This window comes from Pseudoduganella flava (assembly GCF_007830495.1).
Classification (GTDB): Bacteria; Pseudomonadota; Gammaproteobacteria; order Burkholderiales; family Burkholderiaceae_D; genus Rugamonas; species Rugamonas flava.
Genome location: NZ_VLKW01000008.1, coordinates 73,041 through 87,420 on the forward strand (window position 1 = coordinate 73,041; position 14,380 = coordinate 87,420).

Below are 14,380 nucleotides of genomic sequence, written 5' to 3' on the forward strand. Positions count from 1 at the left end.
CATATCCGTCGTAGCGCCTACCAACTCATCCCATCATCATCTGACCCGCAGCCAGGCTTTGCCCGGCTTGTTTTTTATCGCGGGTGGTCTGACGTGGCGCTGCTACGGTAACTTTCTCAGGAGTTGCCCTTGCCGCCATTTTTTTCTGGCCCCGCCGTACCAGCCATCCTGGCTCTTGCCGACGGTACCGTCTTCAAAGGTTATTCGATTGGCGCCGCCGGTCACACGACGGGCGAAGTCGTCTTTAACACCGCCATCACCGGGTATCAGGAAATCCTGACCGACCCGAGCTACTCGCGCCAGATCGTCACGCTGACGTACCCGCACATCGGTAATTACGGGATCAACCCGGAAGACGTCGAAGCATCGAAGGTGCACGCGGCCGGCCTCATCATTCGCGACCTGCCGCTGCTGGCCTCGAACTTCCGCTCCACGCAATCGCTGTCCGACTACCTGAAGTCGGAGAACGTCGTCGCCATCGCCGGCATCGATACCCGCAAGCTGACGCGCCTGCTGCGCGAAAAGGGCGCGCAGGCCGGTGCGATCCTGACGGGCACGCAGGGCAATGAACCTTCCGTGACGCAGGCCGTCGAGCTGGCCCGTTCGTTCCCTGGCCTGGCGGGCATGGACTTGGCGAAGGTCGTGTCGACGAAGACCCCGTATGAATTCACCGAGACGGAATGGAAGCTGGGCGAAGGCTATGGCAAGGTTGAGAACCCCCGCTTCCACGTCGTGGCGTTCGACTACGGCGTCAAGCGCAACATCCTGCGCATGCTGGCCGAGCGCGGCTGCAAGGTCACCGTGCTGCCGGCCCAGTCGACGGCGGAAGATGCGCTGGCACTGAACCCGGACGGCATCTTCCTGGCCAATGGCCCAGGCGACCCGGAACCGTGCGACTACGCGATCCGCGCCACGCGCGAACTGATGGCGAAGAAGATCCCGACCTTCGGCATCTGCCTGGGTCACCAGATCATGGCGCTGGCATCCGGCGCGAAGACGCTGAAGATGAAGTTCGGCCACCACGGCGCCAACCACCCGGTGCAGGACCTGGATTCGAAGCACGTCTTGATCACGTCGCAGAACCACGGTTTCGCCGTGGACGCCGCGACGTTGCCGGAGAACTGCCGCGTCACCCACGTGTCGCTGTTCGACGGCTCGCTGCAAGGCTTCGCCCGCACCGACACGCCCGCGTTCTGCTTCCAGGGCCACCCCGAAGCATCGCCTGGCCCCACCGACGTATCGTACCTGTTTGACCGCTTCATCTCGATGATGGAAGCCGCGGAGAAGAAATAAATGCCAAAACGTACTGACATCAAGAGCATCCTGATTATCGGCTCCGGCCCGATCGTGATCGGCCAGGCCTGCGAATTCGACTACTCCGGCGCCCAGGCCTGCAAGGCACTGCGCGAAGAGGGTTACAAAGTCATCCTCGTCAACAGCAATCCGGCGACGATCATGACGGACCCGGAAATGGCCGACGTGACCTACATCGAGCCGATCACGTGGCCGGTCGTCGAGCGGATCGTCGCGAAGGAACGCCCGGACGCGATCCTGCCGACGATGGGAGGCCAGACGGCGCTGAACTGCGCGCTGGACCTGCACCGCAACGGCGTGCTGGACAAGTACAACGTCGAGCTGATCGGCGCCACGCCGGAAGCGATCGACAAGGCCGAGGACCGCTCCAAGTTCAAGGACGCGATGACGAAGATCGGCCTGGGTTCCGCACGCTCGGGCGTCGCGCACTCGATGGACGAGGCGTGGGCCGTGCAACGCGAAGTGGGCTTCCCGACCATCATCCGCCCGTCGTTCACGATGGGCGGTTCGGGCGGCGGCATCGCCTACAACGAGGAAGAGTTCGAGCAGATCTGCAAGCGCGGCCTGGAAGCATCGCCGACCAACGAGCTGTTGATTGAGGAATCGCTGCTGGGCTGGAAAGAGTACGAGATGGAAGTGGTGCGCGACAAGGCGGACAACTGCATCATCATCTGCTCGATCGAAAACCTGGACCCGATGGGCGTGCACACGGGCGACTCGATCACCGTGGCGCCGGCACAGACGCTGACGGACAAGGAATACCAGATCATGCGTAACGCGTCGCTGAACGTGCTGCGCGAGATCGGCGTCGACACGGGCGGCTCGAACGTGCAGTTCGCGATCAACCCGAAGGACGGCCGCATGATCGTCATCGAGATGAACCCGCGCGTGTCCCGTTCTTCCGCGCTGGCCTCGAAGGCGACCGGCTTCCCGATCGCCAAGGTGGCCGCGAAACTGGCAGTCGGCTTCACGCTCGACGAGCTGCGCAACGAGATCACCGGCGGTGCGACCCCGGCCTCGTTCGAACCGTCGATCGACTACGTCGTCACGAAGATCCCGCGCTTCGCGTTCGAGAAATTCCCCGCTGCCGACCAGCACCTGACCACGCAGATGAAATCCGTGGGCGAGGTGATGGCGATGGGCCGCACGTTCCAGGAATCGTTCCAGAAGGCGCTGCGCGGTCTCGAGGTAGGCGTGGATGGCCTGAACCAGAAGACGATCGACCGCGAGAAGCTGGAAGAGGAACTGGGCGAGCCGGGTCCGGAGCGCATCTGGTACGTGGGCGACGCGTTCGCGCAAGGCTTCACCTTGGAAGAGGTGCATCAGCTCACAAAAATCGACCCATGGTTCCTCGTGCAGATCAAGGAGATCGTCGACCTGGAACTGTGGCTCGACACGCAGAAGCTCGATAACCTGGACAAGAACACGCTGTTCCGCCTGAAGCAGAAGGGCTTCTCGGATCGCCGCCTCGCCTATCTGCTGCAGACGACCGACACGGCCGTGCGCGAGAAGCGCCGCGCACTGGGCATCCGCCCCGTGTACAAGCGCGTCGACACGTGCGCCGCCGAATTCGCGACGAACACCGCGTACATGTACTCCACGTACGACGAGGAATGCGAATCGAATCCGACGGACAAGAAGAAGATCATGGTGCTGGGCGGTGGCCCGAACCGGATCGGTCAGGGCATCGAGTTCGACTACTGCTGCGTGCACGCGGCCCTCGCGATGCGCGAAGACGGCTATGAAACCATCATGGTCAACTGCAACCCGGAGACCGTGTCGACCGACTACGACACGTCCGACCGCCTGTACTTCGAGTCGCTGACCCTGGAAGACGTGCTGGAAATCGTCGACCTGGAAAAACCCGTCGGCGTGATCGTGCAGTACGGCGGCCAGACGCCGCTGAAGCTGGCGCTGGACCTGGAAAAGAACGGCGTGCCGATCGTCGGCACGTCGCCGGACATGATCGACGCCGCGGAAGACCGTGAGCGCTTCCAGAAGCTGCTGCAGGACCTGGGCCTGCGCCAGCCGCCGAACCGCACGGCACGCACGGAAGAAGAAGCGTTGAAGCTCGCGCAGGAAATCGGCTACCCGCTGGTGGTGCGTCCTTCGTACGTGTTGGGCGGCCGCGCGATGGAGATCGTGCACGAGCAGCGCGACCTGGAGCGCTACATGCGCGAAGCGGTCAAGGTGTCGAACGATTCGCCGGTGCTGCTGGACCGCTTCCTGAACGATGCGATCGAGTGCGACGTGGACTGCATCTCCGATGGCGAAACGACGTTCATCGGCGGCGTGATGGAACACATCGAACAGGCCGGCGTCCACTCGGGCGACTCGGCATGCTCGCTGCCGCCGTACTCGCTGTCGCAGGAGACCATCGATGAACTGAAGCGCCAGACGGCGCTGATGGCCAAGGGCCTGAACGTGGTCGGCCTGATGAACGTGCAGTTCGCGATCCAGAAGCAGGAGATCGACGGCCAGCTGCAGGACGTGGTGTTCGTGCTGGAAGTGAACCCGCGCGCATCGCGCACGGTGCCGTACGTGTCGAAGGCCACTGGCCTGCAGCTGGCGAAGATCGCCGCGCGCTGCATGGTGGGCCAGACGCTGGCGGCGCAGGGCATCACGAAGGAAGTCGTGCCGCCGTACTACAGCGTCAAGGAAGCCGTGTTCCCGTTCGTGAAGTTCCCGGGTGTCGACACGATCCTCGGCCCGGAGATGAAGTCGACGGGCGAAGTGATGGGCGTGGGCCAGACGTTTGCCGAGGCGTTCGTCAAGTCGCAGCTGGGCGCCGGCGTCAAGCTGCCGAAGTCGGGCAAGGTGTTCCTGTCCGTGAAGGGCTCGGACAAGCCGCGCGCCGTGAAAGTCGCGCGCGACCTGGTCGAAGCGGGCTTCACGCTGGTGGCGACGAAGGGCACGGCGGCCGTGATCGCGGCGGCGGGCATTCCCGTCACGCCGGTGAACAAGGTCGTCGAAGGCCGCCCGCACGTGGTGGACATGATCAAGAACCACGAGATCGCGCTGGTCATCAACACGGTCGAGGAGAAACGCAGTGCCATTACGGACTCGCGTACAATCCGTACGTCGGCCCTCGCCGCACGCGTGACGACGTACACGACGATCGCGGGTGCCGAGGCGGCCGTGGCCGGTATTCGTCACCTGGACGAGTTGCAGGTGTACGATTTACAAGGGCTGCATAAAACCTTACACTAAGCCTTGGACTGAGATTCGACGGCGGGCTGCAATGCCCGCTGCGAAGGCCTTGCTGTAACAGCCTGACTACACATACAGAGCCCGCGCCGAAGCATGGCGCGGGCTCTGTGCTTTTTTTATGAGACGACACATGAATTCTGTTCCACTCACCAAATACGGCGCCGAACTCCTGAAGGAAGAACTGCACCAGCTGAAGACGAAGGAACGCCGTATCGTCATCGATGCGATCGCCGAAGCGCGCTCGCACGGCGACCTGTCCGAGAACGCGGAATACGACGCGGCGAAAGAGCGCCAGGCGTTCGTCGAAGGCCGCATCGCGGAACTGGAAGGCAAGCTGTCTTCCGCGCAGATCATCGACCCCGCCACCCTGGACGCGGATGGTCGCGTGGTGTTCGGCGCGACCGTCGACCTGGAAGACCTGGAGTCGGGCCAGAAGGTCAGCTACCAGATCGTCGGCACCGACGAAGCGGACATCAAACTGAACAAGGTCTCCGTCACGTCGCCGATCGCCCGTGCGCTGATCGGCAAGTCCGGTGGCGACGTCGTCGAAGTGCAGGCCCCGAGCGGCCCGCGCGAATACGAAATCCTCGAAGTACGCTACGTCTGATGCTGGCGAAGGTGCGGCTGTTCGTCGCGGTATTGTGGGCCGGCAGCCTGTGGACGGTCGGCTACCTCGTCGCGCCGACGTTGTTCGCGACGCTGTCCGACCGCGTGCTGGCCGGCCAGATCGCCGGCTCGATGTTCCATGCCGAGGCGATGCTGTCGCTGGGCTGCGCGCTGGCGCTCCTGGTGCTGCTGCAATTCGCCACCCCCGACTGGACCCCGAAACGCCGCCGCACGGTGCTCGCCCTGATCGCCGCGATGGCGCTGGGCACGGTCGTCAGCCATTTCGGCTTGCAGCCGATGATGGCGGACCTGAAGGCCGCGGCGGGGCCGGGCGGCGTGATGGAGAGCGCGGGCAAGGAGCGCTTCGGCATGCTGCACGGGGTTTCGAGCGTGATCTACCTGGTGCAGAGCTTGCTGGCGGGCTGGCTGATCGTGAAGCAGTGAAAATAGGTGTCTGACACCTATTTTTAAGGTTAGGGCCGTTGGCGCGAAATCCCAACCCAGAAGCAAACCCTGGGGTCAGACCGGGCGGGGTGGAGCGGGGATTTCGCGGAGCATGCTCCGCGCCCGCGGAACGGTATGAGCCTGCAGGCTGATACTCCTTCCTGACCCCGGCCGTTGCCGTTGGGTGTAATAGGTTTCCCAGCTTGCGGGTGGCGTAAAAAAAAGCGGCCAAGCCGCTTTTTTCGATCAGCCCAGCGAGCTTTTCTTCGTACTGCTCTGGCGCTTCTTGGCGCGCTTGATCGTGCCGCCTTCGGTAACGCGCTCGTTCCCCTTCAGCATGACCTTGCTGACGGTCGGCTTCTTGGTGCCGCTGGCGCTGGGCTTGACGATCGTGACCATGCGCATGCCTTTGCCGGCTTTCGCGGGACGGGCTTTCTCGGTTTCCTTCTTCGGGCGGTACAGCACGAGCAGCTTGCCGATGTGCTGCACGGGCGCGGCGCCGGTCTGTTCGCAGATCGATTCGTACATCTCGATGCGGGCTTCGCGGTCGTCGCCGAACACGCGCACCTTGATCAGGCCGTGCGAGTCGAGGCCCAGTTCGATTTCCTTCATCACGGCCTCGGTCAGGCCGGCTTCCCCAATGAGGACGATCGGCTTGAGCGCGTGGGCTTCTGCGCGCAGGGCGCTGCGCTCAACGGGTGTCAGATTCAACATAAGATTTTTTGGTGGTTCCTTTAAAAGCAGTATTCTACGCGAATGGCAAAGAACAAATTAAACAAAAACTGGTTGCATGACCACATCAACGACCCGTACGTCAAAGCCGCGCAGAAGGATGGCTACCGCGCCCGCGCCGCCTACAAGCTGAAGGAGATCGACGAGGACGAGAAGCTGATCAAGCCCGGCCAGGTCATCGTCGACCTGGGTTGCACCCCCGGCAGCTGGGGTCAGTACACCCGCCGCAAGCTGGCGGGCAAGGAGGGCGGCGGCATCAACGGCACGATGATCGGCCTCGATATCCTGCCGATGGAACCGATCGCCGACATGCACTTCATCCAGGGCGACTTCCGCGAGCAGGACATCCTCGACCAGCTGGGCGAGGTCCTGCAAGGCCGCAAGGCGGACCTGGTGCTGTCGGACATGGCACCGAACCTGTCCGGCATCGCGACGGCCGACGCGGCGCGGATGGAAGACCTGATCGACCTGGCGATCGAATTCTCGCAGCTGCACCTGAAACCGTCCGGCGCGCTGCTGGTCAAGTGTTTCAAGGACATGGGGTTTTCCCAGATCGTCGAGAAGTTCCGCGGTGAATTCAAAACGGTAACCCAGAAAAAGCCGAAGGCGAGCCGCGACAAATCGTCCGAAATCTTCCTGCTGGGCCGCGGACTGAAGCATCCGGCGCAAAGCTGATACCAAAAAAAGATGCGGCGGGCCGGATTTTTCCTCACACAGCAGGAAAAATCTTGAGAACGGGCTTGTAATCGGCGCCACAAGCCGCACATCGACACCGTGCGGACCCTTCCGGGTGCGTTTTTGGCTTTTTTTGCACGTGCGCTGCGGCTTTTGCGCACCATTAGGCTGCTTTGTAGCACGGGCTGGCTAATGCGGGTAAAATCGGAATTCTGCTACAGGTAACAGGTGCGCGAGCATCCAAGGAGTTTTCGTGAATAACATGTTTTCCAAATCCGCCATCTGGGTTGTCGTTGCGCTGTTGTTATTTATGCTGTTCAAGCAGTTCGACAGCCACAGCATCTCCGGCGGCGCCAAGACCATCGCGTATTCCGACCTGTTGGATGAGATCAAGGCGAAGCGCGTCAAGGACCTCGTCATCGAGGGCAACACGATCACGGCAACGAAGACGGACGATACGCGCGTGCGCACGACGTCCACCTACCTCGACCGCGGCCTGATCGGCGACCTGCGCGACAACGGCGTGCGCTTCGACGTGCGTCCGCCGGAAGAGCCGTCGTTCCTGCAGCAGGTATTCGTCTCGTGGTTCCCGATGCTCCTGCTGATCGGCGTGTGGATCTTCTTCATGCGGCAGATGCAGGGCGGCGGCAAGGGCGGCGCTTTCTCCTTCGGCAAGTCGAAGGCGCGCATGCTCGATGAAACGAACAACACCGTCACGTTTGCCGACGTCGCCGGCTGCGACGAGGCGAAAGAGGAAGTCACCGAGATCGTCGACTTCCTGAAAGACCCGACCAAGTTCCAGAAACTGGGCGGCCGCATCCCGCGCGGCGTGCTGATGGTCGGTCCTCCGGGTACCGGTAAAACGCTGCTGGCGCGTGCGATCGCCGGCGAAGCGAAGGTGCCGTTCTTCTCGATTTCCGGTTCCGACTTCGTCGAGATGTTCGTCGGCGTCGGCGCCTCCCGCGTGCGCGACATGTTCGAGAACGCGAAGAAGCACTCGCCTTGCATCATCTTCATCGACGAGATCGACGCGGTCGGCCGTCACCGCGGCGCCGGCATGGGCGGCGGCAACGACGAGCGCGAACAGACGCTGAACCAGCTGCTGGTCGAGATGGACGGCTTCGAGGCTTCCTCGGGCGTCATCGTGATCGCGGCCACCAACCGTGCCGACGTGCTCGATAAAGCGCTGCTGCGTCCGGGCCGTTTCGACCGCCAGGTCTCCGTCGGCCTGCCGGACATCCGCGGCCGCGAACAGATCCTGAACGTCCACATGCGCAAGGTGCCGATCAGCACCGACGTGAAGGCCGACATCCTGGCCCGCGGCACGCCGGGCTTCTCGGGCGCCGACCTGGCCAACCTCGTCAACGAAGCGGCGCTGTTCGCCGCGCGCCGCAGCAAGCGCCTGGTGGACATGCAGGACTTCGAGGACGCGAAGGACAAGATCTTCATGGGCCCTGAGCGCAAGTCGATGGTGATCCGCGAAGAGGAACGCCGCAACACGGCGTACCACGAGTCCGGCCACGCCGTCGTCGCGAAGCTGCTGCCGAAGGCCGACCCGGTCCACAAGGTCACGATCATGCCGCGCGGCTGGGCACTGGGCCTGACGTGGCAGCTGCCCGAACACGACCGCATCTCCGGCTACAAGGACAAGATGCTGGAAGAGATCTCGATCCTGTTCGGCGGCCGCATCGCCGAGGAACTGTTCGTCGGCCAGATGTCCACCGGCGCTTCGAACGACTTCCAGCGCGCCACCAAGCTGGCCCGTTCGATGGTCACGAAGTTCGGCATGTCCGATACGCTGGGCGTGATGGTCTACGAGGACGAGCAGAACGAAGGCTTCCTGGGCGGTACCAACAAGACCATCTCGGAAGCGACGCAGCAGAAGGTCGATGCCGAGATCCGCAAGATCCTCGACACGCAGTACGCGCTGGCGCGCCACCTGCTGGAAGAGAACCGCGACAAGGTGGAAATGATGACGAAGGCGCTGCTCGATTGGGAAACGATCGACGCGGACCAGATCAACGACATCATGGCCGGCCAGGAGCCGCGTCCGCCGAAAGCCGGTGTCACGCTGCGCAAGACGCCTTCCGGCGACGGACCGGCGGCTTCCCCGAACGCCACCGCACCGGCCTGATACACCGCTAATGCCGTCATCGAAAGGGTGAGGAGCGATCCTCGCCCTTTTCATTTTTTGTTGCAAGCCATGTCCCACATCCCCTTTGGCCGCTACCAGGTGCCGGGCAACCGCGCACTGGTGATGGGCATCCTGAACGTCACCCCCGATTCCTTTTCCGACGGCGGCCGGTTCGCGTCGCTGGACTTTTCGCTGTCCCATGCCGAGCAGATGATCCGCGATGGCGTGGACATCATCGACGTCGGCGGCGAATCCACCCGTCCCGGCGCGCCGAGCGTGCCGCTGGAGGAAGAGCTGCGCCGCGTGCTGCCCGTGCTGTACGCGCTGCGCGAGTGCGGCACGCCGATTTCCGTCGATACGTACAAGCCGGAGGTGATGCGCGAAGCCGTGCTGGCCGGCGTCGACATGATCAACGACATCAATGCGTTCCGCGCCCCGGGCGCGATCGACGCGGTGCGCGACACGGACTGCGCGCTCTGCATCATGCACATGCTTGACAAACCTGCAACAATGCAGGATAAACCTGCCTATGCCGACGTCGTCGGCGAAGTCATCGCCTTCCTGCGCGAGCGGATCGACGCGCTGACCGCTGGGGGTATTGATCGGCGTCGCCTGTGGATCGATCCCGGCTTTGGCTTCGGCAAGACGACCGAGCATAATTACGCATTACTGAAGGCCGGCCGCCGCATGGTGCTTGAACTGGGCGTACCGCTGCTGGCGGGCCTGTCGCGCAAGTCGATGATCGGCGCGGTCACCGGCAAGCCTGTCGAGCAGCGGCTCGCAGGCAGCCTCGGCGGTGCACTGGCGGCGGTGGCGCATGGCGCGGGCATCGTTCGCGTGCACGATGTCGCGGAAACGGTCGACGCACTGAAAGTGTGGCACGCGGCCAATGGACAACTGAGTGAACCTAACTGAAGAGAAGAACATGGCACGTAAATATTTCGGGACCGATGGTGTCCGTGGCCTGGTCGGCGAAGCGCCGATCACGCCGGATTTCGTGATGCGCCTGGGCTATGCCGCCGGCAAGGTCCTGGCGCGTACGGCGACGGCCGGCACGGCGCGGCCGACCGTCCTGATCGGCAAGGACACGCGCATCTCCGGCTACATGCTGGAAGCGGCGCTGGAAGCGGGCTTTGCCGCCGCCGGCGTCGACGTGATGCTGGCCGGCCCGATGCCGACGCCGGCGATCGCCTACCTGACGCGCGCGCTGCGCCTGTCGGCCGGAGTCGTGATTTCCGCTTCGCACAACCCGTTCCAGGACAACGGCATCAAGTTCTTCTCGGAGCAGGGCACCAAGCTGCCGGACTCCGTCGAGCTGGCCATCGAGGCGGCGATCGACCAGCCGATGGGCTGCGTGGCCTCCGATAAACTGGGCCGCGCCAAGCGCCTGGACGATGCCCAGGGGCGCTACATCGAATTCTGCAAGAGCACGTTCCCGAACGAGCTGGACCTGCGCGGCCTGAAGATCGTCGTCGACAGCGCCCATGGCGCCGCCTACAACATCGCACCGCACGTGTTCCACGAGCTGGGCGCCGAGGTGATCCCGATCGGTAACAAGCCGGACGGCTTCAACATCAACGAAGGCCATGGCGCGACGGCACCGAAGGCAATGGCCGCGGCCGTGCTGGCGCACGACGCCGACCTGGGCATCGCGCTGGACGGCGATGCGGACCGCCTGATCATGTGCGACGCCAACGGCCGCCTGTACAACGGCGACGAGCTGCTGTACGTGATGGTAATGGATCGCCTGGCGACGGGCGAGGTGAAAGGCGCCGTCGGCACCCTGATGACGAACATGGCGCTGGAAGTAGCGTTCAAGGAAAAGGGCATCGGCTTCGCGCGCGCGAAGGTCGGCGACCGCTACGTGCTCGAAGTGATGCAGGAGAAGGGCTGGATCCTGGGCGGCGAGGGCAGCGGCCACCTGCTGGCACTGGACAAGCACACGACCGGCGACGGCATCATCTCCGCGCTGCAGGTGCTGTCGGCCCTGAAGCGCAGCGGCCTGACCTTGGCGCAGATCGCCGGTGAACTGGAACTGTTCCCGCAAACGCTGATCAACGTGCGCGTGCCGGCCGGCTTCGACTGGCAGAAGAACCCGGCGATGGTGGCCGAGAAGGAGCTCGTCGAGCGCGAGCTGGGCGAGTCGGGCCGCGTGCTGATCCGCGCTTCCGGCACCGAACCGCTGATCCGCGTGATGGTCGAGGCGCGCGACGCGAACGTGGCGCAAAAGTGCGCGCGCCGCATCGCCGACAAGATCGAAACGCCGCTGGCCGCCTGATCCCGGCCGCGCCCGCTGCCACAAATGGCCTCATCAGCCCAATGCCGGAGCGTTGGGCCTTGCATTGACGCTGCCGGCGCCGAGCGGTTATCATTTTGCTCCCAAAGCGGGCACCGGCCCGCTTTTCGGTTCTACGGACCTTCCGTTCGCACTGCCCATAGCTCAGCTGGATAGAGCAACGGCCTTCTAAGCCGTAGGTCGCTGGTTCGAACCCAGCTGGGCAGGCCATCCGCCGGTCGCTACCTTCACACCTTGCCGGCAGTCCTGCGCCGGACGGCGAGCGTCGCTGCCGCCACCAGAAAGTAAAAAGTGCCGAATCCCGCATACCCGGCAATGGTCGACAGGGTCGGCTCGGCAGGCATGCGCGCCTGCAGGATGAACGTCGTACCGGCCAGGGCAGACTGCGCACCGCTCAATATCATCGGCCACTGCGCGTCCGACGACTTCCGGCGGCGCCACGCGGTGCCCAGCTGGAGCAGCCCGGCCAGGATCGCCCACGCGCCAAAGACGCCGAGCACGCGGTGCATGTCGCCCAGCGCGGCGCCGACCGCGAGCGTTACCGCTACGCTGACGACGACGTTGATGGCCTGGGTGCGGTTCTGGGCCAGCCCGCCGCTCCGTCGGCCATCGATCAGGTTCGCCACCGCATCCCAGGCGGGATAGAGGACGAGCAGGGCGGCCTGCAGGCCCGGCGCGTGCGGTGCCAGCTTCAACGCGGCGAGCACCCACGCGACGGAAAACGCGGCACGCGCGAAGTAGTAGTTCAGCAGCCACTGCCGCTGGGTGTGCGAGGTGGTCGCCTGTAAATCATCCATGGTGGTTCCTTTCGAGGTCATTCATAACAAACCTACTAGTTGGTAGGTGGTGGTGCAAATAAACAGCGATCTCGTCCAGTGCGCCGGGAATGGGCGAGATCGATGCTCCAGTGTTCGGTGCGCAGCACGACGGCTGCGCGATACCGTGTTTTACCGTTTGACCTCCAGGCGTTCCAGTTGCGGCTCCATGATCGTGCCGAACATGCCGGTGTCGCCATACGCGCGGGCCGACAACATTGCGCCGTGCACGGTGGCCATGAACGCTTCCGCTTCGACGCGGGGCGTGCCGGTCAACGCGATCGTGCCTTGCGCGGCGCCCCGTTCCAGCACACCCGTCAGCCAGCAGGACAAGAAGCGGAAATAGCCGCGCACCTGCAGCGCGACTTCTTCGGGCAGCACGGGCAGCTCGCCGGCCAGCAGCGCGCACACGCAGAACGGCGCGCTGGCATCGCCGATGCAGGTCTTCCAGTATCCGATGTAGGCGCGCAGCTGGTCGAGCGGGGCGGGGATCGCGTGTTCCAGGTTGGCGATGCCTTCCTCGGCCGCCTGCCGGTAACGCGTCACCAGGGTCGTCACCAGGTCCGCCTTGCTGGGGAAATGGTGGTGGATGCTCGGCTTGCGGATGCCGACCACGGCGGCGATGTCCGCATAGCTGAAGCCGTTATAGCCGCCCGTGACGATCAGCGACTGGGCGCAGGCGAGGATCGCGTCCGCGGTAGAAGATGTGTTCATGCGGTGCATCCTACCTACTAGTAGGTTTGAGGTCAAGCGCTTCCGCAACCTTACCGGTGACGCGGCTACGCGACAGCCAGTCACCTTTTGAGTATTGCCTTTGTTATAATGGCACGCTTCAGTTAGGGAGGAGTGTCATGGCGGGTGAGATCCGGTTTGCCGACAATTATCACGACTTGAGCAACTCAAGCGGCGTCGACGCCGGCTTCCAGTTCGAGTTCTCTTGCGAGCGCTGCAACGACCGTTGGCGTACCCACTTCAAGCCGTATCGCAGCGGCCAGGCGACCGGCTGGTTGCAGAAGGGGGCCAATCTGTTCGGCGGCTTGCTGGGCAGTGCGAGCACGGTGCTGGGCGGCATGGCCGAGGCCGGCTGGCACAGCGCACGCGATGAAGCGTTCAAGGAAGCGATCGCGGACGCCAAGGAGCATTTCAACCGCTGCGGCAATTGCTATCAATACGTCTGCGAGCCATGCTTCGACACCGCCAACGGCCTGTGCTTCAACTGCGCGCCGAACGTGCAGGTGAAGATCACGCAAGCCCGTGCGCAAGGCGAGGTGCGCGCGGCCGCCGAGCGGGCCGACGTCGAAGGCCAGAGCCGCGGCACCCGCCACGACGTGAAGCAGGACATGCAGCTGGTCTGCCCGCAATGCCGGGCCGAGACGCACGGCGCGAAATTCTGCCCCGAATGCGGCCACAAGATGGCGCAGCTGGTGGCATGCACCGCGTGTTCGACGATGCTGCAGCCCGGCACGAAATTCTGCGGCGAGTGCGGACACCGCCAGGCCTGATCACAGGGCGTCCGCGACGAGGCCGGCCGCCAGCAGCAGCATCACCGCGCCCGTCAGCGCCTCGATGCAGCGCCACGCCACCGGGCGGCCCAGCACGCCTGCGAACCGCGCGGCGCCAAACCCCAGCACCGTGAACCACAGGAACGACGCCGTCATCGCGCCCGCCGAGAACGCTGCCCGCTCGCCGGCCGGATAACGCCCGCCCACGGAACCCAGCAGCACCAGCGTGTCCAGGTAGACATGGGGATTCAACAGCGACATGGCCAGCACGCTCACCAGCGCGGCGGCGGCAGTGATCGGTGCGTCGTCGGCCGCCACGCGCAACTCCTTCGGCGTCAACAGCGCGCGCCAGCTGCGCAGGCCATACCAGGCGAGGAACGCCGCGCCGCCCCAACGCGCGGCGGCCAGCAATAGCGGCGAGCCTTCGATCAGCGCGCCCGCGCCGGCGACGCCGGCAGCGATCAGCACGATGTCGACGACGATGCACGCGGCCACCGTCAACGCCACGTGGCTGCGCCGCACGCCCATCCGCAACACGTGCGCGTTCTGCGCGCCGATCGCCATGATCAGGCTGGCGCCCAGCCCCAGTCCGCTCAGATACACCTGTGTCGTCGTCATTGCCGCCGCCTTCGCTTGCTTGTTGATCAGGCGC

The 14,380-nt window shown here is 64.2% G+C and carries 13 protein-coding genes and 1 tRNA gene; 10 read left to right on the forward strand and 4 right to left on the reverse strand.

The window, feature by feature from the left end:
- Positions 1 to 129: 129 nt before the first annotated feature.
- From carA to IP92_RS19870, 4 genes are all read left to right on the forward strand, one after another.
- Complete coding sequence (gene carA, locus IP92_RS19855; protein ID WP_145878294.1) at positions 130 to 1,293, forward strand: glutamine-hydrolyzing carbamoyl-phosphate synthase small subunit; 1,164 nt, start codon at positions 130 to 132, stop codon at positions 1,291 to 1,293.
- Complete coding sequence (gene carB, locus IP92_RS19860) at positions 1,294 to 4,524, forward strand: carbamoyl-phosphate synthase large subunit (RefSeq protein WP_145878296.1); 3,231 nt, start codon at positions 1,294 to 1,296, stop codon at positions 4,522 to 4,524.
- 130 nt (positions 4,525 to 4,654) lie between these two features.
- Entirely contained in the window at positions 4,655 to 5,131 is a 477-nt protein-coding gene (gene greA / locus IP92_RS19865) for a transcription elongation factor GreA (RefSeq protein ID WP_107141710.1), read from the forward strand.
- Positions 5,131 to 5,574 carry a DUF4149 domain-containing protein gene (locus tag IP92_RS19870; protein ID WP_199271841.1) on the forward strand — a complete coding sequence of 148 codons (444 nt, stop codon included), beginning with the start codon at positions 5,131 to 5,133 and terminating at the stop codon, positions 5,572 to 5,574. The genes greA and IP92_RS19870 overlap by 1 nt, the downstream gene beginning before the upstream one ends.
- A gap of 246 nt (positions 5,575 to 5,820) precedes the next feature.
- Here the strand turns inward: IP92_RS19870 and yhbY are convergent, their stop codons facing one another.
- Positions 5,821 to 6,288, reverse strand: coding sequence for a ribosome assembly RNA-binding protein YhbY (gene yhbY / locus IP92_RS19875; RefSeq protein WP_145878298.1), 468 nt, complete (start codon positions 6,286 to 6,288; stop codon positions 5,821 to 5,823).
- 42 nt (positions 6,289 to 6,330) lie between these two features.
- On the opposite strand from yhbY, the gene IP92_RS19880 reads away from it, so the two are divergent.
- The 5 genes from IP92_RS19880 (at position 6,331) to IP92_RS19900 (ending at position 11,621) form a co-directional block, all read left to right on the forward strand.
- Entirely contained in the window at positions 6,331 to 6,981 is a 651-nt protein-coding gene (locus IP92_RS19880) for an RlmE family RNA methyltransferase (protein WP_145878300.1), read from the forward strand.
- Positions 6,982 to 7,234: 253 nt separating this feature from the next.
- Positions 7,235 to 9,115, forward strand: coding sequence for an ATP-dependent zinc metalloprotease FtsH (gene ftsH, locus IP92_RS19885; RefSeq protein ID WP_145878302.1), 1,881 nt, complete (start codon positions 7,235 to 7,237; stop codon positions 9,113 to 9,115).
- A 69-nt stretch (positions 9,116 to 9,184) separates the two neighbouring features.
- Positions 9,185 to 10,030 carry a dihydropteroate synthase gene (gene folP, locus IP92_RS19890; RefSeq protein WP_229418870.1) on the forward strand — a complete coding sequence of 282 codons (846 nt, stop codon included), beginning with the start codon at positions 9,185 to 9,187 and terminating at the stop codon, positions 10,028 to 10,030.
- A 10-nt stretch (positions 10,031 to 10,040) separates the two neighbouring features.
- Positions 10,041 to 11,393 carry a phosphoglucosamine mutase gene (glmM, locus tag IP92_RS19895; protein WP_145878304.1) on the forward strand — a complete coding sequence of 451 codons (1,353 nt, stop codon included), beginning with the start codon at positions 10,041 to 10,043 and terminating at the stop codon, positions 11,391 to 11,393.
- A 151-nt stretch (positions 11,394 to 11,544) separates the two neighbouring features.
- Positions 11,545 to 11,621: transfer RNA gene (locus tag IP92_RS19900), tRNA-Arg, on the forward strand.
- 17 nt (positions 11,622 to 11,638) lie between these two features.
- Here IP92_RS19900 and IP92_RS19905 read toward each other — a convergent pair.
- Together IP92_RS19905 and IP92_RS19910 are read right to left on the reverse strand one after the other, a co-directional pair.
- Positions 11,639 to 12,208 (reverse strand): DUF308 domain-containing protein, encoded by a 570-nt coding sequence (locus tag IP92_RS19905; RefSeq protein WP_145878307.1) that lies wholly within the window; start codon positions 12,206 to 12,208, stop codon positions 11,639 to 11,641.
- A gap of 150 nt (positions 12,209 to 12,358) precedes the next feature.
- Entirely contained in the window at positions 12,359 to 12,940 is a 582-nt protein-coding gene (locus IP92_RS19910) for a TetR/AcrR family transcriptional regulator (RefSeq protein WP_145878310.1), read from the reverse strand.
- Positions 12,941 to 13,077: 137 nt separating this feature from the next.
- Here IP92_RS19910 and IP92_RS19915 point away from each other — a divergent pair, with 137 nt between their 5' ends.
- On the forward strand, positions 13,078 to 13,728 hold the full coding sequence (locus tag IP92_RS19915) for a zinc ribbon domain-containing protein (RefSeq protein WP_158206843.1): 651 nt from the start codon (positions 13,078 to 13,080) through the stop codon (positions 13,726 to 13,728).
- Here IP92_RS19915 and IP92_RS19920 read toward each other — a convergent pair whose 3' ends face one another.
- Positions 13,729 to 14,346, reverse strand: coding sequence for a LysE/ArgO family amino acid transporter (locus IP92_RS19920; RefSeq protein ID WP_145878314.1), 618 nt, complete (start codon positions 14,344 to 14,346; stop codon positions 13,729 to 13,731). It lies immediately after the preceding gene.
- Positions 14,347 to 14,380 lie beyond the last annotated feature (34 nt).